Origin of the sequence: Flavobacterium sp., assembly GCF_025352015.1 — a bacterium.
In the GTDB taxonomy this organism is placed as follows: domain Bacteria; phylum Bacteroidota; class Bacteroidia; order Flavobacteriales; family Flavobacteriaceae; genus Flavobacterium.
In genome coordinates, this window is the sequence record NZ_JANXUG010000058.1 from 1 (window position 1) to 20,574 (window position 20,574).

The following is a 20,574-nucleotide window of genomic DNA, read 5'->3' on the forward strand; positions in this document are numbered from 1 at the left end:
AAAACCCACAGTTATTAATGCCTGATCCGGAATTACTTTTATTTTTCCCTCTCCCGTTACCGAAATTTGGGGAACTTGTGGTTTTGATTCCTGTGCTTGCGTATATATTTGGTATTTGCTATTTGCTATATTCTATTTATGGGATGAAAACCAAGCGAGACAACATTGGTCATACCGCACACATAGGTGGTGCTATAGGTGGTTATGCAATTACGCTTTTAAAAGATCCGCTACTTTTTGAACAGCATACCTTTATGGTCATACTGTTGGCTGTACCTATAATCATTTTATTCATTATGGCAAAAGCGGGCAAATTATAATTGGCACAACTTTTGAAAATCACGAAAAACAAATATTAAAAACAAAATTATGAAAACTACCGTATTAATTTTAGCTGCGTTATTTGCGATAAGCACGCAAGCACAGGAATCAAAACCACAAGTTCCCCAAATTTCGGTAACGGGAGAGGGAAAAATAAAAGTAATTCCGGATCAGGCATTAATAACTGTGGGTTTTCAAAACTCGGGTGCTGTTGCCAAAGAAGTAAAAGCCCTAAATGATGAGGTGGTAGACAGAGTCATCAAGTTTTTAAGAAAAATGGGAATTCCTGCAAATGATTTTAAAACGAATAATGTGAGTTTGAACAAAGGCTATGATTACGAAAAAAAGAAAAGTAATTTTCAGGCAAACCAATCGTTGAGTATCATATTAAAAGATTTATCAAAGTATGATGAGGTTATGATGGGACTAAACGATGCGGGTGTTAATACCATAAACGGAGTAGAGTTTAAATCCTCTAAAATGGAAGAATATGAAAGAGAGGCACGAAAAAAAGCCATACTAGATGCTAAACAAAAAGCGGCTGATTATGTTTCGGTATTAGGACAAAAGGTCGGCAAAGCCTTATTGATTACTGATAATTCTCAAAGTTATGCACCACAACCTATGTATAAAGGAAACAGGATGGCAATGACTGCCGATAGTGGTGTCGAAAGAGAAACCTTGGCAGTTGGTGAACTCGAAATCAATACCAATGTGAGTGTGACATTTTTATTGGAATAAGAAATATTTTTTAGGATGTAACCAAAAACGCTTCAATTTCTTGAAGCGTTTTTGGTTATTTTTCGGGTAGATTCCTCAAATAAGTAGTTAAGGAATTTACAAGTACTAATCCTTTTTTGATATTGTCTTTGTGAATAGTGATGTTACTTTCTTCTACTAAATTTTGTAGTTCATGAAGTGTAGGTCGGCAATTTCTAACAGCATACGCCGACCATCCCGAGTAAATAAGTGCATCTAGTTTCCAGCTTTTAAAGTTGGGGTTTATGGGTGCTTTGCCCCCCAATAAATAGGCTATTATTTTGGAAGAATATTGGTTTTCAAAACTAACTTGTAACTCGATCAGTCGCAAGAAAACCTCTTTTTTGTAACGGTTATTTTTAGATGTACTAATGGTAGTTGCTTTGTAGGGTAACCAAACGATACGCACGAACAAAACACCAAGCGTAGCCACAAGGCACACTGTGGTTATGGGGTTGTCTAATAAGTTGGTGAGGTTATCTATAATCATGGTATTTAAGGATTTAGTTATTGTTCTTTATTATTTTTTAGTAATAATAGTAAGCTGTCAATAAGCTGTTTTGATTTTTTGTTTTTTTCATCATTAGGTAATTTTTGGTGGTCTTGTGCTAGGTTTTCTAGTTCATTCAGGGTAGTAATTGTTTTTTGATACACGTTAGTAGACCAGCAGTAGTGCACCATATAACTTATTTTCCAGTCTTTCAAATTGTGGTCAACAGATACGTTGCCATACAAGAAATCTATAATTCGGCTGTTGCTCCATTGCTTGTTGCAAGCCATCTGAAGTGCCATCAATCTGTAGAACACTTCGTTTCTGCAACTAGTAAAGTTTTGTTTTTCTTCCAATCTTTTTTGATACGGATCGAAGATTTTGGTGATCATAAACCAACTGCCTATGATGCTCATCACGATTACAATCATTGGGTTTTGAAGAAAGATTAAGATTTTTTCTAGTATCATTTTTTTATTAATTAGGGACTTTTTTTTAATAAACCTCGCAGGGTTTTAATTGCTACGAGGGTATGCTTTACTTTGAAGACCGCTTTGTGTCTTCCCTGTTTAAGCAGGTAGCGACGGTAATAAAACGCCGCTACCCTTTTACTATCTAGGGGATTTAGTGTTAACATCATTACTATGATGCACTCCAAATAGTAAATTAAAATCGAACAATAAGCTGCACATACTCAATTTTTCAGCGTATTTATTGCCTACACTTATACTTTAGGCTTTGTTTTATAATCGTAGCAGTTTTAAGATTATTAGTGTTGTTTTGCCACACATTTTTTAATCAAAAAGTATATACTTAAGGTTTTATTACTGCTGGTATAATTTTTATATGTTGCTATGCCATTAATTTTTAATCTTTGTTATTGCTAAAGAAACCCTGCCCTAAGTTTATGCATCAAATACCACAAAGATGATAGCGGGCAGGTTTTTCCTTCTAAATAACCAAATTGTAATTCTAATTACATTACAAATTACCTCAATAGATTTCATAAAAAAATCACCCCTAGAGGTGATTTTGCTAGTATTTTTTTCTTACTTTTTAGAAATCATATTTACGTTCTACCGCATAGCGTAACAAATCGGTTTTGCCGGTGATGTTGCATTTTTTACAAATGTTTTTGCGGTGAGTAGCCACTGTGTTTTTGCCAATATGCAGCAGGTCTGCTATTTCTTGCGAGGATTTACCTTCGGCAACAAGCCGCAATATTTCTTTTTCGCGCGAGCTCAAAACAATTTTCTCTTTTATAAAATTATCCTTTATAACTATCGAATCGTCAAAGTAGGTTTCCCCCTTGGCTACAATTCTTATGGCTTGAAGTACTTTTTGTAGCGAAGCATTTTTTAGAATATAGCCCGAAGCTCCTGCTTGTTTCATTTGGTTTATGGCTTCTGCCTGATCAAACATGCTAAAGGCAATGATTTTCGTCAAGGGTAATACTTTCTTAATAATTTTTGTAGCCACAATGCCATCGCACTTGGGCATACGAATATCGGTAATGACTACGCTGGGGTTTTTGGTGGTTACGAGTTCTATGAGCGCTTCGCCATCATTGGCTTCGCCCACAACGAGTATGTCGTTTTCGTTTTTCAGCAACAATTTTAATCCGTCTATTATCGCTTGATGGTCATCGGCTAGGATTAAAGTTATCATAAGGGCAGGTCTATTATTAGGGTGGTTCCTCTGCCTATGCTACTGTCTATGCTAAAGGTACCCTGTAGTTGTGTTACTTTTTTTTCTATATTGGGCAATCCCATACCGTCTTTTTTATCGATTTGGTCAACATCAAATCCGTTGCCGTTGTCTTCTACAATAATATTTAAAGTGTCTTCGTGTTGGGTTAAATTTATAATAATTTCAGTAGCATGGGCGTGTTTGACGGCATTCGTCAAAAGTTCTTGTATCATTCTAAAAATGGTAAGTTCTAGGGTGTTTTCTAACCGTTCATCAAGACCAAAAGGGATGACTTGCACGGTTATTTTTCCTGATAAAGCTATCTTGCTCGCCATGTTTTGTACGGCGGGTACTAGTCCTTGATTGCCTATTACGCCAGCATTTTGTTTGTGGGCAAGGGTTCTTACTTTTTGATAGGCTTCCTCAAGCAGTGCGTCGGTAGTAGTAAACAGTTGTTCGTCTGCTTCAAGCGAAGTTGTTTTGCGTAGTTTTAGGTTTTGAAAATTAAGTTTTAGTGTCGCTAACAAACTGCCCAAATTATCGTGAAGTTCGTTAGCTATTAAGATACGTTCTTTTTCTTGCCCTTCTATAAGTTTGTCTATTTCGTGCAGTTCTTGTTCCTGCAAGATGTTTTCTATTTTTTGGGTTTGAATGAGTTTTTCTTGCTCTGCTATTTTCTTCTTTCTTCTCATATTTTGATAACTCAAAAAGAATAAAACAATAGTTATCAAAAGAAATATAATCACCTTTCCCCCTTTATCCATGGTGTTTTTTAGGGAGGTTATCTGAAGTTTGTTTTCTTTGGTTTGGTATTTAGCATCAATATCTCTAATGGCTTTCACAATTTCTTGTTCATTATTGATGTTTTGATACACTTTTTGTTTTTCTGAATATTCGTATGCTTTTTTGTAATCTTTCAACTCTTTGTAGGTTTCAGACATTTGTGTATAAAGCGCAATTTTAAAATTTGTCTGGTATTCTTTCACATCTAAAAGTTCTGCTTTTTGATAATACATCATCGCCGAATCTGGTTTTTTTTCATCTCTCAATATGCCAGCCATGTTAATATAGGTTGAGGCTAAATAATAAGAAAGTTTCTTTTTTTGGAAATAATGCAATGCTGCCGTGCAATATATTCGAGCAGTTTTAGGCTGGTGCAAAAATTCGTTATACACTAGGCCAATATTACTGTCCAATCTTGCTGCAAAAAGGGAGTCTTTTTCTTTTTGGCTTTCTTCTTTTGCCAAGATAAAATAGGCAATGGCTTTTTTGGGATTGGTTTTGATAAAGTTGGACGCTATTTCTTTATAGATGGAGCAGAGTAGTTTAGTGTTGTTTGTTTTTTTGGCATAAACTACGGCATCATCAAGCAAATAGTGAAAGTCTTCATATTTGTAGTCCGATAATCTTTTAATTTCAGCAATGGTTAAGCCCAATTCGGTTGCTTTGGTATAATTAGTCTCTTTTTTATATAATTCCATGGCTTTCATAAAATAAGCAATGGCTTGATCACCTTTGTTTTCTAAATAAAAAGTTTGACCATAAAGTTGGTAATACGTTGCTTTATCGCTATCGGATAATGTATTTAGCGTTACTTTTTTTAGGATTGTAATTCGGGTATTAAAATCTAATTTTTCAAAAGAATTTTTGAATTTCTCAAGGTTGGGATTTAGAGCCAATGAAAAAGCAGTGGTACAAAAAAATACTACTGCTAGAGCCACTATTTTAACCCTATTTATTTTCATGCTATTATGTGAGAATACCTTTTCCGCCAACAGATGGCGGCGATCCTTTTGTCAATATAAGTAAATTATCAGCCTTTCTATCTAAAATATTTTGTATGTCATCTTGATCATTTTCATCAAATCCAATAGCGTGAAGGGTATAAACTGCAATCTCATCCCCGTTACTCACGGTAGCAATGTCTTTGTCATTAGACGTTAAAAATTTAGCCGAAAGCGCTGAAAATTTTATATCAGTTTTGAGCAAGCCAGAATCTGGTTTCCACCCAGTCATATCCGTTGCGTTTTTATCTTTTGTTTGTAAAATAGCAACTATTGCAAATCTAGTTGGGCTGCAAATGTTGTAATACTTACTAATATAAAATTCGTCCAACCCTATATTAGTGGTTTGTACCGCTAAATTAAAGCTTTTTGTAGAAAGGTTAAAAGCACCGAAGCAATCGTAAACGTTCATAATGTTTTGGTTTATTGGTTATACATTACAAAATTGAAATTATAAATGTAATAAAAAATCACCTCTAGAGGTGATTTCGTCTAACGGTATTTACTACAAAAAAAATAATATTTTAAACTTATTATTTCAACCTTTGGTTTTTAATAAAAATAAAAAATCTCCCATAAGGAGATTTTTTAAAAAGTATATAATATCAAGATTATTGTATCTCCAAAAGCTCTTTAATTTTAGATTTTAAAGCTTCGCCATTCAAATCAATGGCTACAATTTTTCCTGTTGCATCCAGTAAAAAAGTCGTTGGAATTTGGGAGATTCCGTACTGTAACGCTATAGGATCCTGCATTTCTTTTAAATTAGAAACTTGTGACCAAATCAGTTTATCAGTAGCAATAGCTTGTTTCCATTTTTTTCCATCGTTATCAAGAGAAACACTAATAATGTTAAATCCTTTGCTATGAAATTCACTGTAAAGTGCAACAACATTGGGATTTTCTGCTCTACAAGGTGCACACCACGAAGCCCAAAAATCGATTAAAGTAACTTTTCCTAAATTCTCTTTTAAAGAAACTAGTTTTCCATCGGGATTTGGCGCTTTAAAATTGGGTGCCGCTTGACCAATGGTTATTACTTTAGCGCTGGTTTTTTTTTTGACGCATCAAGACCAGTTTTAATAGCTTTTCCTGGTTTAGTTTTTTTCAAAGACTCATCAAGTGACTTGTAAATTCCTTCAACATCTTTAGAATATTTAGGATTGTTCAACATCATTTGCGTGATTAAAACGCTGATATATGATTTTGGGTGGTTTTTTGGATAACCAAAAGTATAATCGGTAATATCTTTTTGAAGCACATCATACTGTTTTCTCAAAGCATTCATCGTTACTGTATCATTTTTTTGTTGGGCTTCATTCATTGCCGTCATGTTTTTCGTTTGAAAAGCCATCACTTGTTTTTGCATTCTTTTTTGAATTTTGTTCGACTCTACATTAAATGTATTAAACTCATCATTGTTGTAAGTTCCGCTTAATTTGGACTTAAAAATGCTGTCTTTGTCGACAGTAACCGCTATTTCTCCGCCTTCAAGTATAAAAGGAACTTTACCATTTACTTTATCTATTTGAAGAAAGTGAATTTCTGGTTCAGTAGTTTTTCCTTTGATTTCAAATTTGCCATCTACAATTTTAACGGTGTCAATAGCTTGTGAACCCATTCCCATTTGGTTTTGTTTTTCTAGGTAAACAAGACCGGTTTTCATCCCTTTTACAGTACCCGTGATTACGTATTCGCCTTCGGCTAATCTTTTACATGAATAAAAAGCTACAGCTAAAGCTACTAAAAGAAGTATTTTTTTCATTTTGTTGATTTAAATTTTTAATGAATGCAAATGTATTTAATTTGCGTATTGAATACGTAGTAATTTAATTTTTTTTGTAATTTATTTTTTGGTTGATGGACATTCAAATTGGCTACAAGGTATAGTTGTTTTTTTAATACCGGCAAACCCTTTTTCAATATTTACGAAGTTATGAATTCCTCTCGATTTTAAAATAGATGCCATGATTACCGAGCGATAGCCTCCGGCACAATGCAAAAAGAACGTGGTTGCTTTTGGAACCTCTAAAAAATTTTCATTTAAAGTATCTAACGGAATATTTATGGCATTATTTACATGTTCTGCTTCATATTCATTTGGTTTTCTGGCATCAATTACCATGTTTGTTGGAGTAAATTGATGGGCAAATTCTTCGGGAGAAACAGAATCGATACTGCTAGTCTCTAAATCCTGCTTTTCCCATGCTGCAATGCCTCCTTTTAGATAGCCTAAAACATGATCAAAGCCCACGCGAGATAATCTAGTAATTGTTTCTTCTTCTTTACTTTCGGGAATTACTAGAAGTAATTTTTGGTTAACATCTCTCAACATGGAACCCACCCATGGCGCAAAATTTCCTTGAATACCTATAAATATCGAATTCGGAATATGTGCTTGTACGAAGTCATCTTCGTGTCTGACATCCAAAACCACAACATCCCCTTGATTGGCTACTGCTTCAAATTCTTTTGGCGAAAGACCTACATTGCTTTTTTGGATAATGCTGTCCAAACTATCATATCCTTTGCTATTCATCATCACATTTTGAGGAAAATAAGCAGGAGGAAGTCCGAGACCCTCTAAAAGTTCTTTCGAAAATTCTTCTTTGGTCATATCTGACCGTAACGCATAATTAGTTCTTTTTTGGTTGCCCAAAATATCCGTGGTTTCTTTGCTCATGTTTTTGCCGCAGGCACTTCCCGCACCATGACTTGGATAAACGATTAAATTATCTGATAAAGGCATGATTTTATTTCGTAACGAATCGAAAAGATAGCCCGCCAATTTTTCCTGTGTCAAATCATCTGCCATCGTTTGGGCCAAATCAGGTCGTCCAACATCTCCAATAAACAATGTGTCTCCTGTAATGATACCGTGTTGTTTTCCGTTTTCATCTTTAAGAAGATAGCAAGTGCTTTCCAAGGTATGCCCAGGAGTATGAATTGCTTTTACGGTATAATTACCTACTTTAAACTCTTGATTATCGGTTGCAATTATTGCTTCAAATTCGGGATTGGCAGTGGGGCCATACACTATGTGTCCACCGCTTTTCTTGGCTAAATCTAAATGGCCAGAGACAAAATCGGCATGAAAATGGGTTTCAAAAATATATTTTATTTTGGCATTATCATTCAAAGCTCTGTTAAGATAGGGTTGCACTTCGCGGAGCGGATCAAAAATAGCGGCCTCACCATTATTCTCAATATAATAAGCCGCTTGAGCGATGCATCCTGTATATATTTGTTCGATTTTCATATAAATTTTTAGACAAAATTAAAGAATAGCTACAATAATAAATAAGGAATTTGGAATACTTTATGATAAAATTTCTTTGTACACAATAAGGAATGACATTATTAAAACAAATATTCCAAATATCTTTTTCAAATGCTTTTCATTGATAAACTGCTGAATGTAAAGGCCAATAAAAATTCCAATTACTGAAAAAGTAGTGAACGTAATAATGAATTTCCAATCGATTATCATATTTTGAATGTCGCCTGTAAAACCAATTAGTGAATTAATTGTAATAATTAATAGCGAAGTGCCAATAGCTTTTTTCATTGGTAATTTGGCAAACTTCAGCAGCGCAGGAATGATTAAAAAACCGCCACCGGCACCAATCAATCCAATTAAAATTCCAACAAAAAACAATTGGATAATTATCATTGTCAAAGACTTGGTTTTAAAATCAACAACGTCATTTTCTTTTTTATTTTTCAACATTGAATAGGCAGCCATAAATAGTACCACTGCAAAAAGCAACATCAAAAAAGTAGCTTTTGATACATGGATCGAACCAAAATAAAAAATTGTTTCTGGTATTCTTGGAACAATAAATTTTCGGGTTAAGTAAACGCCAATCACCGAGGGAATGGCAAATTGTATTGCTGTTTTTGGAACGACCAGTCCTTTTTTTAAGTTTTGAATGGTGCCAAAACCAGAGGTTGTTCCAACAATAAATAAAGAGTAAGCGGTGGCAAGTACCGGATTGTAATTTAGAATGTAAACCAATATAGGAACGGTAAGTATTGAACCGCCACCACCGGTAATTCCTAATACTATCCCAATGAATAAAGCCCCGATGTAACCTAAAAGTTCTGCCACTGTTAAAGATTGATTTTGTAAAAATAGTTTAATTGTCTTAAAAAGCACGGTTTAGTTCATAGTTACTTTCCAATGCAGAAATTAAAAAAAATATTTCCTAATAATTCATCATTGGTAACTTCGCCAGTAATTTCTCCAAAATAATATAACGCTTGTTTGATGTCGATTGCCATTAAATCTGTAGGAACATTCGATTGCAAACCAAACTTCACTTTTTGGATTTCTTCCAAAGCTTTTATTAGAGAATCATAATGACGTGTGTTGGTTACAATCGTTTCATTATTGCGCAGCGCTCCAGTGTTAACAAATGATAATAATTGATTTTTTAAATCTTCAATACCTAGTTTTTCTTTGGCACTCAATAATAGTATTGATGGAATTTGAAATTTTAAATTTTTAGCTTCTTCTTCTGATAACTTATCGGCTTTATTGCCAATGATTATTAGTGGTTTTAACGGAAACTGATTTTTTATTTTTTCGATTTCTATAGAAAGCACTTCGACTGCGCTCAATGTGACAGCACCATCGAATAAATAAACTACAACTTGTGCTTGTTCGATTTTTTCAAATGTTTTTTTGATACCCATGCTTTCTACAAAGTCTATGGTTTCACGGATTCCGGCAGTATCAATAAATCGAAATCCGATGCCGCCAATAACCAATTCGTCTTCAATAGCATCACGAGTTGTTCCAGCAATTTCAGAAACAATTGCCCGCTCTTCATTTAATAAAGCATTTAATAATGTCGATTTTCCAACATTAGGTTCACCAACAATAGCAACAGGAATTCCGTTTTTAATAACGTTTCCAACTGCAAACGAATCGATTAATCGTTTTAAAACAAATTCTATTCGGGTGAGCAATTCCTTGAACTGCGTTCTGTCAGCAAACTCAACATCTTCTTCTGCAAAGTCTAATTCGAGTTCGATAAGTGATGCAAAATTCAATAGTTCTTCCCTTAATTTTGAAATTTCATTGCTAAATCCGCCACGCATTTGCTGCATCGCAATCTGATGACTCGCTTCATTGTTGGACGAAATTAAATCGGCAACTGCTTCTGCTTGCGATAAATCCATTTTTCCGTTAAGGAAAGAACGCAATGTAAATTCCCCAGCTTGCGCCATTCTACAGCCTTTTCGTAATAATAATTGAATGATTTGCTGCTGGATGTATGTCGAACCATGACAAGAGATTTCGATAGTGTTTTCGCCAGTATAGGAATTATTTCCTTTAAAAACAGAAAGTAATACTTGGTCTAACACTTTACTATTATCTACAATAGTTCCTAGGTGAAGTGTATGGGTTTTCTGTTTAGAAATTATTTTTCCTGAAACCGATTGAAAAACTTGCTCGGCAATACTAATGGCTTCTTTTCCTGAAAGCCTGATCACAGCAATTGCGCCAGCACCTGATGGTGAAGCTAAAGCAACAATAGTTTCATTTGAAATCATTTGTAAAATTTTTAAACTTGATTCAGTTCAGTCTTATTTTTGAATGCCAAAGATAATAAAAAGAGTAAAGTTCTTTTAAACAATAAAAACCGCAATTTCATTGAAATTACGGTTTCTAGGTATAAAGGTTAGTCTGTATTTAGTTATTCAACATTACAGGCATTACAAGCATAGTAACGGTTTCACCTTCGTCTAAACCGTCAATTGGGGTTAAGATTCCAGCACGATTTGGCATAGATAATTCCAACATAATTTCATCAGAAGTTAAATTGGTTAACATTTCAGAAAGAAAACGAGAATTAAAACCAATCTGCATATCATCGCCTTGATAATCACAAGTCAATCGCTCTTCTGCTTTGTTTGAGTAATCAATATCTTCAGCAGAAATGTTCAATTCGGCACCTGCAATTTTCAATCGTATTTGATGGGTAGTTTTGTTAGAGAAAATCGCAACGCGTCGCACAGAGTTTAATAACAGCACTCTGTTAATCATCAATTTATTAGGATTCTCTTTTGGTATAACCGCTTCATAATTTGGATATTTTCCATCAATTAAACGGCATGTCAAAATATAACTGTCAAAAGAAAAAGTTGCATTAGAGTCGTTGTATTCAATAGTCACATCGGCATCCGAAGTTCCTAAAATGCTTTTTAAAATATTCAAAGGTTTTTTGGGCATAATAAAATCAGCTACTTGAGACGCTTTTACATCGCTACGTGTATATTTTACTAATTTGTGTGCATCTGTTGCTACAAAAATTAATCCCTCTGGAGAAAATTGGAAGAAAACGCCACTCATTACAGGACGCAAATCATCATTTCCTGCAGCGAAAATCGTTTTACTGATAGCTGTTGCCAAAACATCTGATGGAACAATAGTAGAGGACGGTTCTTCTAAACTAACGGATTTTGGAAATTCTTCTCCTGGGGCATAAGCAATTGCGTATTTTCCTGAATTGGAACTAATTTCAATAGTGCTATTTTCCTCCACAGTAAACGTTAAGGGTTGCTCTGGAAACGTTTTCAAGATGTCTAATAACAATTTTGCAGGAACTGCAACACTTCCCTTGCTGGTGGAATCTATTTCTAAAGTGGCCGACATAGTTGTTTCTAGATCGGAGGCGGAAACCGTTAAATTTTTATGGTCTAAATCAAATAAGAAGTTATCTAAAATAGGCAAAGTATTACTACTGTTGATAACGCTACCTAAAACTTGTAGTTGTTTTAATAAGTACGAACTCGATACTATAAACTTCATTTTATTTATTTTTTACAAATATATCTTAAACTAGCAGATTTTCAAAAAGTTTTTTATCAACATTACTTACTGTACTTTCGCTTTCGCAAAATGGTAAATAGTATACCAAATATCACAAGGATAACTAATGGTACTGCCACAGTAATAATTTGTGAATTCGTATAAGAAGCGTAAACTTTTTCTTTGTCTAAAATGGGCAAATTGACTTCCTTGCTTCTTATGTTGATAAGCCCGTTGTCATCCAACAAATAATTGACGCAGTTCATCATAAATTCTTTATTCGCATACAAATTATTAGTCCATTTATCATAGCCCAATTCTAAAGGTTGGAAGTTTTTGTCCAATTGGTTTTTGATGACATCACCATCCGAAACGATTATCATTTTGCCTTCTTTGTTTTTAGTTTTGAAAGTAGCATCCTGAAAAGGCAGCACACGGTTTTCAAACACCGAATGAAATTGCCCTTCCAATAATACCGCTACAGGATAATTACCGCTACCAGTAAAATCTTTTGAATCGGGTCGTTGTGAAACTATTTTTAAATTTACTTCAGCGGGAGTTCCAACAAGCCTTGAATACTGTGACGATTGAAGTAATATGGTCTTTTTTATAGTATTTTTTAAAGTTTCAATCGGACTCACAAATTCCATTTTTATGCCATCAAGATTACTCACGATGGCGTTTTTAGTTTTCTGTGATGGATAAATCATTGGCGAATAAAACCAAGGGTATTGTGTGTATTGCGTGGCGCTTCCTTGTCCACCAGTGGCCAGAGCAATAGGAGTATTTTGTAAATCGAAAATCAAATCAGGACGGATTCTAACACCATATTTGAAGAACATATCATTCAAATTCAAATCTCTTGGAAAGGCTAAATTGGCACCCGATTGGTTGTATAAACTATCCATTTCCATATTCACTTGATCTAATAGCCAAAGTGTTTTTCCGCCGTTTACAACAAATTGGTCAAGGACTTGTTTTTCCTCGTCAGTGAAAGCTTCTGTAGGTTTTGCAATTATAGCTAGGTCATAATTTTTTATATGTTTTAGCGTTTCATTGGGCATTTTTGCAACAGAATCTAACGTAAAAGGAGCAATAAAATAATTTTCTTTCACCGACTTTATAAAATCAGCAATATATTTATCTTGAAGTTCCCCGTTACCGTTCAGAATAATGACTTTCTTTTGCTTGGCTTTGGCAACCGTATTGATAGCATTGGTGAAAGCATATTCTAAATGTTGCACCGAAATCACTACTTTTTGAGCTGTTGAAGCTCCCATCATGTTTTTCAATAATGGCACTTTTACTGAACGATTCCCGCAAGTTGCCACTGCCCAAGGGAAAACTACTTCTTGTGTTTGCTGACCTTTATCACTAACTGTTACATTTACTGGTGTTAAACCGCGTTCCATAAAGGATTGCATGGTTTTGTCTTTTTGATCTTCTTTTTCTAAAGGATTGACAAACTGAAAAATGATATTCGAATTTTGAGTCTTGAATTCCTCTAACAATTGTTGGGTTTCTGTTTGTAATTTCTTGAATTCTCCAGGAAAATCGCCTTCCAGAAAAACGTCAATATATAATGGTTCTTTAACCTGACTAATAATGTGTAAAGTTGTTTGCGAAAGCGTATAACGTTTGTCGGCAGTCAAATCAAAACGTTTAAAAACAAAATGACCGACTACATTCAATACTATAATAATTCCAATCGTAATCAGGATTTTTTTGAAGTTGTTTTTTGTTGCCATTACGATTTTAAGGATTTAAGTTTAAAAACAGTAAACGATAAAAACAAAAAGGCAACACTCACAAAATAGAGAATATCTCTGGTGTCAAGAACCCCGCGCGACATACTTTTAAAATGATAATCCATCCCAATCCTAGAAACTGCCTCCTCAAAACCTTTGGCATACGTTGAAATACCCTCAAATCCAAAGTAAAAAAGAAAACATAAAAATACCGATAACAAGAAAGCTACAATCTGATTTTCTGAAAGCGTTGACGTAAAAATCCCAATGGAAGTATAAGCGCTTATCAAGAATAACAAGCCAAAATAAGAACCTAGGGTACTGCCCATATCTATATTGCCTGTGGGCATTCCCAAACTGTAAATCATATACACATAAACCAAAGTGGGAAGCAATGCGATGACAATCAACATGAAGGAACCGAGAAATTTGCCATTTACAATTTGCCAAAGTGATAAAGGTTTTGTCAATAATAATTCGATGGTTCCTTGCTTTTTTTCATCCGAAAAACTACGCATCGTGACCGCCGGAATTAAAAAAATTAAAATCCAAGGTGCCAAGGTAAAAAACGGACTTAAATCGGCGAAACCGCTTTGCAAGATGTTGTATTCGCCATCAAAAACCCAAAGAAATAGCCCGTTGAGCAAAAGAAATATTGCAATTACAAGATAACCAATAGGAGAACCAAAGAAGGATTTTATTTCGCGCAATGCTATGGATTTCATTTAATATTTATTTGTTAATGTGGTTATTTGGTTATTCGTAATTTTAAGGTAGTGAAACTACTTTATCCACAGACCAGGCCTCCGGTTTTTCGTTGAATAGTTTTTTGGTAAACGTCCAAACATCATAAAACAATTCCGAACGGCGATAGTTTTCCAAGTCTTCTTCGGTTTCCCAAAAACTGTACGTAAAAAAAACACATGAATTGTTTTTGTCCTGATACAAATCCAAAAAGCAATTGCCTTTCGCTCCGCGTATCTTGTCTTTCATCACGTCAAAATTCTCCAAAAACTTCGGAATAAATTCTTCGTGAAAACTCATTTTTACTATTCTGATGAACATAATCGTTTCGTCTATTTTCTTTTCTCTAACTCTTAAATTCAATCGTCACCACATCCCTGTAACTCAAACCTAATAAACTCGTCGCTGAACCCACGTTATCAGGATTGCTTCTAAAAATAGCTATTTCTAAAAAGCCAGCTTCGTTAAATATCGCGAGTTTTTGACCTTCATAATCTTTCAAAGAATATTTTTCAGAAATCATTATGTTTGAGAATTTTGGCAATATGTTTTTTATAATTTGTCTTTTGAACTGAATTTCATAAGTTCTTCCTTTAACTGTTTCTAAAAACAATTTTTTAGAAATATTGGTTACTACATTTCCAAAATGATCGATATAAATCACATATCCTTTTATTTGGTTTTCTTGAACCACGGCCTGCAATTCGGTAACTTCTTTTATGGCTTTTATTTCTTTGCCAATAACGTTGAGCAAACCGCCTTTGGCAAGATGACAAGCTACTTTTACAAATACATCCAAATCTGAAGTATCATCCGGCAAACGGTCGTGAATAGTGATGCTTACTAATTTTTGAGGAATAATCTTTTGAATCAACATGCTCAAAATGCCATTATCTGCGGCAATAAAATATTGGTCGTTCCATTGCATAGCAATATGTTGGTTCTCACTATTTAATTCAATGTCAACACCAATTAAATGCACGGTTTCTTTTGGGAAACTATTATAAGCAGCGCCTATACTATAAGCAGCTTCGGCAACATTAAACGGATCAATATCATGCGAAATATCAATAATCGTAGCTTCACGAAACTCTGATAACAACTTACCTTTCAAAGCACCAACAAAGTGATCTTTTAATCCGTAATCGGTTGTTAAAGTGATTATTGACATAAATTGTTTATAACTTGGTTGAAATTGGTTTTAAAAATAATGAAACCGGTTCTTTTATTTAACTAAATTTGGATACAAAGCTAATAATTATCTGGCTATTTTTTTAATTTAATACTGCTGCTTTTGAACGAACGTATCATTGAATTACACGACATCGCACCAAAAGAATTTTGGGGCGCTCAAGACACTCATCTTGAAACTATTAAAAGGTATTATCCAAAACTTAAAATTGTAGCTCGGGGCACAACGCTCAAAGCATTTGGCGAAAAAGAGGAACTCGATGAGTTTGAAAAACGCTTCAATCGTTTGATGTTGCATTTTACGCGATACAACAATATCGATGATAACGTTATCGACAGAGTAATACATAGCAATTCGCAGGAAGAACAACGTATGCCCGACAGCGATAAAATCCTGGTTCACGGCATAGGAGGAAAGCTCATTAAAGCCATGACCCCAAACCAACAAAAAATGGTAGATATCATTCAAAAAAATGATATGATGTTTGCTGTGGGTCCAGCTGGAACAGGAAAAACTTATACAGGTGTGGCTTTGGCTGTAAAAGCACTAAAAGAAAAGCAAGTTAAAAGAATTGTATTAACGCGGCCTGCGGTTGAGGCTGGAGAAAATCTCGGTTTTTTGCCGGGCGATATGAAAGAAAAACTCGATCCCTACATGCAACCTTTGTATGATGCCTTACGCGACATGCTGCCACCACAAACTTTGGAAGATTATTTGCTGAAAGGGATAATTCAAATCGCTCCTTTGGCTTTTATGCGTGGACGAACGTTGGATAATGCATTTGTAATTTTGGATGAAGCTCAAAATACAACGCATTCGCAAATGAAAATGTTTTTAACACGTATGGGAAAAAACGCCAAGTTTATTATTACCGGCGACCCAGGACAAGTTGATTTACCAAGAAGAACGATTTCGGGATTAAAAGAAGCCATATTGGTACTTAAAGACATTGAAGGAATCGGAATTATTTATCTTGATGATAAAGATATTGTGCGTCACAGATTGGTTAAAAAAGTTATTGATGCTTACAAGAGTATAGAAAACAACGATTATTAAACAAAGTCACCCTATTTTTTTTGACAAAATAAAAAGCTCAACCCTGCCAAATTTAACTTGGCAGGTTTTTTTTATTTTTAAATGTTGTCTAAAAAAGTAATCTCAAATCCCTATTTTTGCACCACCAACAACACTACGTGATGAATACAATTACTACAACTAATTTTCAATTTCCCAACCAAAAATCGGTTTATCGAGGCAAAGTTCGCGAAGTCTATAACATCAATAACGAACTTTTAGTAATGATTGCTACCGACAGGCTTTCTGCTTTTGATGTCGTCTTGCCCAAAGGCATTCCGTACAAAGGCCAAATTCTGAATCAAATTGCTACTAAATTTATGCATCTCACGCAAGATATCGTGCCCAATTGGCTCATCGCAACTCCTGATGCTAATGTTGCTATTGGTTATCTTTGCGAGCCTTTTAAAGTCGAAATGGTTATCCGTGGTTATCTTTCAGGTCATGCTGCTCGTGAATATGCGTCAGGAAAAAGAATCATTTGTGGTGTAACTATGCCTGACGATTTGAAAGAAAACGACAAATTTCCAAAACCAATTATCACACCAACTACTAAAGCCGACAATGGTTCACACGATGAAGATATTTCGTGCGAAGCGATTTTAGTAAACAACATAGTTTCTAAAGAAGATTATTTGGTTTTAGAAAAATACACCAGAGCTTTATACCAACGTGGAACCGAAATTGCAGCAAGTCGCGGCTTGATTTTGGTGGATACCAAATATGAATTTGGTAAAACCAAAGACGGGAAAATAGTTTTAATTGATGAAATTCATACACCAGATTCCTCTCGTTATTTTTATGCTGAAGGTTATAAGGAAAGACAAGAAAGTGGAGAAGAGCAAAAACAATTATCTAAAGAATTTGTCCGTCGCTGGTTAATTGAAAATGGTTTTCAAGGAAAATTGGGGCAACAAATCCCCTACATGAGTGATGAATATGTCGAAGAAGTATCTGAACGTTATATCGAATTGTACGAAAATATTTTGGGAGAAAAATTTATCAAAGCAGATATTTCGAACATACAGCAACGCATTGAACAAAATGTTCTAAAGTTTCTGAAAACATAAACAAACATATACGATGTAAATTTTTAAAAAGTTAATAAAATGTTAAATTTTAGTACTGTGCAATACAAGATACTTGTTTTTAGATATATATTTGCATAAGATATTAATAACACTATACATCATTATCAATTAAAAAATCTAACATCATGAAATCAACAATTCACGAATATCAAAAACAAAATCTAAAAAAAGTGAGTAAAACATCAATTATTTTTTTAGGATTAATTGCATTAACTTTCACAAACAACAGTAAAGCTGCTTCCGAATTACAACAACAAGATTTAAATCTACAAGATGTTACTACACATCATCCAGTTACCGAAAATAAGCAAGAGCAATTAGCCAATGCATATCAAGTGTTTTCAAAAGATATATCAGAGAACGATACTGAAGATACAATAGTATTTAATCCAAATTCAGTTATTGAAACAAACTACTGCAAAACATTAGAGGAAGTTATTGCTGAAAGCAAATTGATTACCGAAACTAAAGAGGAATGCATTCAGCCTATTTTGGAAGCTACAAATTTTAAAGACCATGTTGACGAAGATAATCAGTTGATTCAGAGCGCTATTGACACCGAAGCATATCCATTAAACTTTGAAAAAATTAATCGTTCATTAAAAACTAATAAAATGTGTAACAACAATGTGGTCATCACTTTAGATTTAAAATTATAAATTTAAGTCAAAAGTATGCACAACCATAATAAAGTTAGAGACAGCTGGATTTAATAAAGCTGCTTTTTACATAGATTATTTAAAATAAGAAAACGAATCGTTGTTTTCTATTTTCAGCAAGCTTTCATAAATAAGTTTAATGACATTTTCAACGTCATCACGATGCACCATCTCCACTGTAGTATGCATGTATCGCAACGGTAACGAAATTAAAGCCGACGCCACACCACCATTACTGTAAGCAAATGCATCGGTATCGGTTCCTGTTGATCTCGATGTAGCTTGACGTTGGAACGGAATTTTATTTACTTCTGCAGTTTCTACGATTAAATCTCGCAATAAATTATGAACCGCAGGAGCATAAGCAATTACAGGACCTTTACCCAATTTTAAATCACCTTCAATTTTCTTTTCAATCATCGGTGTCGACGTGTCATGGCAAACATCAGTAATGATGGCAACATTGGGTTTAATAGTATTAGATATCATTTCAGCACCTCGAAGTCCAATTTCTTCCTGAACAGAATTGGTTATATATAATCCAAAAGGAAGGATTTTTTTATTTTCTTTCAAAAGTCGTGCAACTTCTGCAATCATAAAGCCACCCATCCTATTATCGATGGCTCGACAAACAAATTTATTCCCATTTAAAATCATAAATTCATCTGGATAAGTTATGACACAACCCACATGAACCCCTAATTTTTCTACTTCTGCTTTGGACGAACAACCGCAATCAATAAATATATTATGTAATTTAGCTGGTTCTTCCTTGCCCCTACTTCTAGTATGAATTGCTGGCCAACCGAAAACCCCCTTTACAATTCCGTTTTTAGTATGAATGTTAACTCTTTTTGATGGTGCAATTTGATGATCTGAACCACCATTTCTTATTACGTAAATAAGGCCATTATCAGTAATATAATTTACATACCATGAAATCTCGTCTGAATGGCCTTCAATAACTACTTTATATTTTGCATTTGGATTAATAACTCCCACAGCACTTCCATAAGTATCTGTAATAAAAGTGTCTACATAAGGTCTTAAATAATCCATCCAGATTTTCTGACCCTTTGATTCATAGCCAGTTGGAGAAGCATTATTCAAATAACTTTCTAAAAAAGTAAGGGATGATTTGGTAATTATCGATTTTGCTGCCATTTTTTTTTGCTAAAATATAAATTTGGCATCAGAGTTGTTAAGGATATTCTATATTTTTACACTAATAATAATTTACTATGAAAAAGTTAGTTTACTTCTTTTTATTGCTATCAGTTTCCTTCATTTCAAATGCCCAAATTTTAAATGATTCTGTGTCGAAAAAAGAAATTGGTAAATTTGAAAGTGATACCATTGTTCCTTTAGAAGAAGTAGTAGTTTACAAACAAAAATTAAGCGCAGAAGAAAAAAAAGAATTTCTTTTACTTCAAAATAGAGTTTATAAAGTGTACCCAATAGCTAAAATAGCTGCCGAAAGATTAACAGTTTTAAATATGAATATGGATAAGTTAAAATCCAAAAGAGAAAAAAACAAATACTTCAAAATAGTAGAAGACTATATGGAAAACGAATTTACGGGACAGTTAAAAAAACTTTCTCGAAAACAAGGACAAATTCTAGTTAAATTAATTCATCGTCAAACAGGATTTACTACTTTCGAACTTATAAAAGATTACAAAAGCGGTTGGAAAGCATTTTGGTCTAATAATACAGCCAAATTATTTGATATAAACCTCAAAACAAAATATGTTCCTTATGAAGTCAATGAAGATTTCTTAATAGAAACTATTCTCGACAGAGCCTTTACCAGAGGCAGACTAATTCCTCAAATACCTGCTAACCCAATAGATGTAGACCAATTATACGATTACTGGGAGAAGAAGGTTGTGAAAAAATAATTTTAATCTTGTTGCTAACGATTTGAAGATAAAGATTATAATTGTATTAATTTATTACCTTCTTTTTTCTTTCAATTGCTCTTTTTTTCAAAAAAATGTGATTACTCCATTTATTTAAGCTCTTAAAAATTGATATTTCTCATTTTTTTTAGATTTTTTACATCCAAAAAAAGTTTATTTAGTTGTTTAAAAAACCACAAAAAACCTAAAAATATATTTGGAGGGAGTATTTAGAAAGCATTATATTTGCAACCTTCAAGAGTATAAAACTTGTTTTAAATGCTGACAAACTAGTATTTAAA

The 20,574-nt window shown here is 33.9% G+C and carries 21 protein-coding genes and 1 pseudogene; 6 read left to right on the forward strand and 16 right to left on the reverse strand.

The features are described from left to right. Together Q0Q96_RS05715 and Q0Q96_RS05720 are read left to right on the forward strand one after the other, a co-directional pair. Window positions 1-320: pseudogene (locus tag Q0Q96_RS05715) on the forward strand (hypothetical protein); the annotation flags it as partial. Between the two features lie 49 nt (window positions 321-369). Further along, window positions 370-1,062, forward strand: a complete 693-nt coding sequence (locus Q0Q96_RS05720) for an SIMPL domain-containing protein (RefSeq protein ID WP_293872275.1) — start codon at window positions 370-372, stop codon at window positions 1,060-1,062. 55 nt (window positions 1,063-1,117) lie between these two features. Here the strand turns inward: Q0Q96_RS05720 and Q0Q96_RS05725 are convergent, their stop codons facing one another. The 15 genes from Q0Q96_RS05725 to Q0Q96_RS05795 form a co-directional block, all read right to left on the reverse strand. Next, window positions 1,118-1,570: a hypothetical protein gene (locus tag Q0Q96_RS05725; RefSeq protein ID WP_293872276.1), complete on the reverse strand. Its 453-nt coding sequence runs from the start codon at window positions 1,568-1,570 to the stop codon at window positions 1,118-1,120. Window positions 1,571-1,587: 17 nt separating this feature from the next. Further along, window positions 1,588-2,040 carry a hypothetical protein gene (locus Q0Q96_RS05730; RefSeq protein WP_293872277.1) on the reverse strand — a complete coding sequence of 151 codons (453 nt, stop codon included), beginning with the start codon at window positions 2,038-2,040 and terminating at the stop codon, window positions 1,588-1,590. Window positions 2,041-2,626: 586 nt separating this feature from the next. Then, window positions 2,627-3,238, reverse strand: a complete 612-nt coding sequence (locus Q0Q96_RS05735; RefSeq protein ID WP_293872278.1) for a response regulator transcription factor — start codon at window positions 3,236-3,238, stop codon at window positions 2,627-2,629. Then, complete coding sequence (locus Q0Q96_RS05740; RefSeq protein WP_293872279.1) at window positions 3,235-5,004, reverse strand: sensor histidine kinase; 1,770 nt, start codon at window positions 5,002-5,004, stop codon at window positions 3,235-3,237. The genes Q0Q96_RS05735 and Q0Q96_RS05740 overlap by 4 nt, the downstream gene beginning before the upstream one ends. Before the next feature lie 4 nt (window positions 5,005-5,008). Beyond that, on the reverse strand, window positions 5,009-5,455 hold the full coding sequence (locus Q0Q96_RS05745) for a hypothetical protein (protein ID WP_293872280.1): 447 nt from the start codon (window positions 5,453-5,455) through the stop codon (window positions 5,009-5,011). A 199-nt stretch (window positions 5,456-5,654) separates the two neighbouring features. Further along, window positions 5,655-6,080 carry a TlpA disulfide reductase family protein gene (locus tag Q0Q96_RS05750; RefSeq protein WP_366069041.1) on the reverse strand — a complete coding sequence of 142 codons (426 nt, stop codon included), beginning with the start codon at window positions 6,078-6,080 and terminating at the stop codon, window positions 5,655-5,657. After that, entirely contained in the window at window positions 6,080-6,808 is a 729-nt protein-coding gene (locus tag Q0Q96_RS05755) for a DUF4369 domain-containing protein (protein ID WP_293872281.1), read from the reverse strand. Before Q0Q96_RS05755 ends, Q0Q96_RS05750 begins: the two co-directional genes overlap by 1 nt. 81 nt (window positions 6,809-6,889) lie before the next feature. Next, complete coding sequence (locus Q0Q96_RS05760) at window positions 6,890-8,302, reverse strand: MBL fold metallo-hydrolase (protein WP_293872282.1); 1,413 nt, start codon at window positions 8,300-8,302, stop codon at window positions 6,890-6,892. A gap of 60 nt (window positions 8,303-8,362) precedes the next feature. Then, a complete protein-coding gene (locus Q0Q96_RS05765) occupies window positions 8,363-9,154 on the reverse strand; it encodes a sulfite exporter TauE/SafE family protein (RefSeq protein ID WP_293872283.1) in 792 nt (263 codons plus the stop codon). A gap of 62 nt (window positions 9,155-9,216) precedes the next feature. Then, window positions 9,217-10,605 (reverse strand): tRNA uridine-5-carboxymethylaminomethyl(34) synthesis GTPase MnmE, encoded by a 1,389-nt coding sequence (gene mnmE, locus Q0Q96_RS05770; protein ID WP_293872284.1) that lies wholly within the window; start codon window positions 10,603-10,605, stop codon window positions 9,217-9,219. Window positions 10,606-10,744: 139 nt separating this feature from the next. Continuing rightward, window positions 10,745-11,863, reverse strand: coding sequence for a DNA polymerase III subunit beta (gene dnaN, locus Q0Q96_RS05775; protein WP_293872285.1), 1,119 nt, complete (start codon window positions 11,861-11,863; stop codon window positions 10,745-10,747). A 62-nt stretch (window positions 11,864-11,925) separates the two neighbouring features. Continuing rightward, on the reverse strand, window positions 11,926-13,611 hold the full coding sequence (gene gldG, locus Q0Q96_RS05780) for a gliding motility-associated ABC transporter substrate-binding protein GldG (RefSeq protein WP_293872286.1): 1,686 nt from the start codon (window positions 13,609-13,611) through the stop codon (window positions 11,926-11,928). After that, window positions 13,611-14,336 (reverse strand): gliding motility-associated ABC transporter permease subunit GldF, encoded by a 726-nt coding sequence (gldF, locus tag Q0Q96_RS05785; protein WP_293872287.1) that lies wholly within the window; start codon window positions 14,334-14,336, stop codon window positions 13,611-13,613. The genes gldG and gldF overlap by 1 nt, the downstream gene beginning before the upstream one ends. 43 nt (window positions 14,337-14,379) lie before the next feature. Beyond that, complete coding sequence (locus Q0Q96_RS05790; RefSeq protein WP_293872288.1) at window positions 14,380-14,676, reverse strand: antibiotic biosynthesis monooxygenase family protein; 297 nt, start codon at window positions 14,674-14,676, stop codon at window positions 14,380-14,382. 25 nt (window positions 14,677-14,701) lie between these two features. Beyond that, on the reverse strand, window positions 14,702-15,526 hold the full coding sequence (locus tag Q0Q96_RS05795; RefSeq protein ID WP_293872289.1) for an SAM-dependent chlorinase/fluorinase: 825 nt from the start codon (window positions 15,524-15,526) through the stop codon (window positions 14,702-14,704). A gap of 123 nt (window positions 15,527-15,649) precedes the next feature. On the opposite strand from Q0Q96_RS05795, the gene Q0Q96_RS05800 reads away from it, so the two are divergent. The 3 genes from Q0Q96_RS05800 to Q0Q96_RS05810 all read left to right on the forward strand — a co-directional run bounded on the left by Q0Q96_RS05800 (window position 15,650) and on the right by Q0Q96_RS05810 (window position 18,371). Continuing rightward, window positions 15,650-16,603 carry a PhoH family protein gene (locus Q0Q96_RS05800; RefSeq protein WP_293872290.1) on the forward strand — a complete coding sequence of 318 codons (954 nt, stop codon included), beginning with the start codon at window positions 15,650-15,652 and terminating at the stop codon, window positions 16,601-16,603. Between the two features lie 140 nt (window positions 16,604-16,743). Next, a complete protein-coding gene (locus tag Q0Q96_RS05805) occupies window positions 16,744-17,691 on the forward strand; it encodes a phosphoribosylaminoimidazolesuccinocarboxamide synthase (protein WP_293872291.1) in 948 nt (315 codons plus the stop codon). Window positions 17,692-17,837: 146 nt separating this feature from the next. Further along, on the forward strand, window positions 17,838-18,371 hold the full coding sequence (locus Q0Q96_RS05810) for a hypothetical protein (RefSeq protein WP_293872292.1): 534 nt from the start codon (window positions 17,838-17,840) through the stop codon (window positions 18,369-18,371). A 75-nt stretch (window positions 18,372-18,446) separates the two neighbouring features. Here Q0Q96_RS05810 and Q0Q96_RS05815 read toward each other — a convergent pair whose 3' ends face one another. Further along, entirely contained in the window at window positions 18,447-19,535 is a 1,089-nt protein-coding gene (locus Q0Q96_RS05815) for a M42 family metallopeptidase (protein ID WP_293872293.1), read from the reverse strand. Window positions 19,536-19,612: 77 nt separating this feature from the next. On the opposite strand from Q0Q96_RS05815, the gene Q0Q96_RS05820 reads away from it, so the two are divergent. Then, the gene (locus Q0Q96_RS05820; protein WP_293872294.1) at window positions 19,613-20,272 is read left to right on the forward strand and encodes a DUF4294 domain-containing protein; all 660 of its coding nucleotides are present in this window, start codon (window positions 19,613-19,615) and stop codon (window positions 20,270-20,272) included. The last annotated feature ends 302 nt before the right edge of the window (window positions 20,273-20,574 follow it).

Bases quoted from the DNA above. Each gene is read 5' to 3' on its own strand.
- Q0Q96_RS05745 (WP_293872280.1), bottom strand. From the start codon at position 5,455: ATGAACGTTTACGATTGCTTCGGTGCTTTTAACCTTTCTACAAAAAGC.
- Q0Q96_RS05720 (WP_293872275.1), top strand. From the start codon at position 370: ATGAAAACTACCGTATTAATTTTAGCTGCGTTATTTGCGATAAGCACG.
- Q0Q96_RS05755 (WP_293872281.1), bottom strand. From the start codon at position 6,808: ATGAAAAAAATACTTCTTTTAGTAGCTTTAGCTGTAGCTTTTTATTCA.
- Q0Q96_RS05730 (WP_293872277.1), bottom strand. From the start codon at position 2,040: ATGATACTAGAAAAAATCTTAATCTTTCTTCAAAACCCAATGATTGTA.
- Q0Q96_RS05735 (WP_293872278.1), bottom strand. From the start codon at position 3,238: ATGATAACTTTAATCCTAGCCGATGACCATCAAGCGATAATAGACGGA.
- Q0Q96_RS05725 (WP_293872276.1), bottom strand. From the start codon at position 1,570: ATGATTATAGATAACCTCACCAACTTATTAGACAACCCCATAACCACA.
- dnaN (WP_293872285.1), bottom strand. From the start codon at position 11,863: ATGAAGTTTATAGTATCGAGTTCGTACTTATTAAAACAACTACAAGTT.
- Q0Q96_RS05740 (WP_293872279.1), bottom strand. From the start codon at position 5,004: ATGAAAATAAATAGGGTTAAAATAGTGGCTCTAGCAGTAGTATTTTTT.
- gldG (WP_293872286.1), bottom strand. From the start codon at position 13,611: ATGGCAACAAAAAACAACTTCAAAAAAATCCTGATTACGATTGGAATT.
- gldF (WP_293872287.1), bottom strand. From the start codon at position 14,336: ATGAAATCCATAGCATTGCGCGAAATAAAATCCTTCTTTGGTTCTCCT.
- Q0Q96_RS05810 (WP_293872292.1), top strand. From the start codon at position 17,838: ATGAAATCAACAATTCACGAATATCAAAAACAAAATCTAAAAAAAGTG.
- Q0Q96_RS05795 (WP_293872289.1), bottom strand. From the start codon at position 15,526: ATGTCAATAATCACTTTAACAACCGATTACGGATTAAAAGATCACTTT.
- Q0Q96_RS05790 (WP_293872288.1), bottom strand. From the start codon at position 14,676: ATGTTCATCAGAATAGTAAAAATGAGTTTTCACGAAGAATTTATTCCG.
- Q0Q96_RS05805 (WP_293872291.1), top strand. From the start codon at position 16,744: ATGAATACAATTACTACAACTAATTTTCAATTTCCCAACCAAAAATCG.
- Q0Q96_RS05820 (WP_293872294.1), top strand. From the start codon at position 19,613: ATGAAAAAGTTAGTTTACTTCTTTTTATTGCTATCAGTTTCCTTCATT.
- mnmE (WP_293872284.1), bottom strand. From the start codon at position 10,605: ATGATTTCAAATGAAACTATTGTTGCTTTAGCTTCACCATCAGGTGCT.
- Q0Q96_RS05760 (WP_293872282.1), bottom strand. From the start codon at position 8,302: ATGAAAATCGAACAAATATATACAGGATGCATCGCTCAAGCGGCTTAT.
- Q0Q96_RS05815 (WP_293872293.1), bottom strand. From the start codon at position 19,535: ATGGCAGCAAAATCGATAATTACCAAATCATCCCTTACTTTTTTAGAA.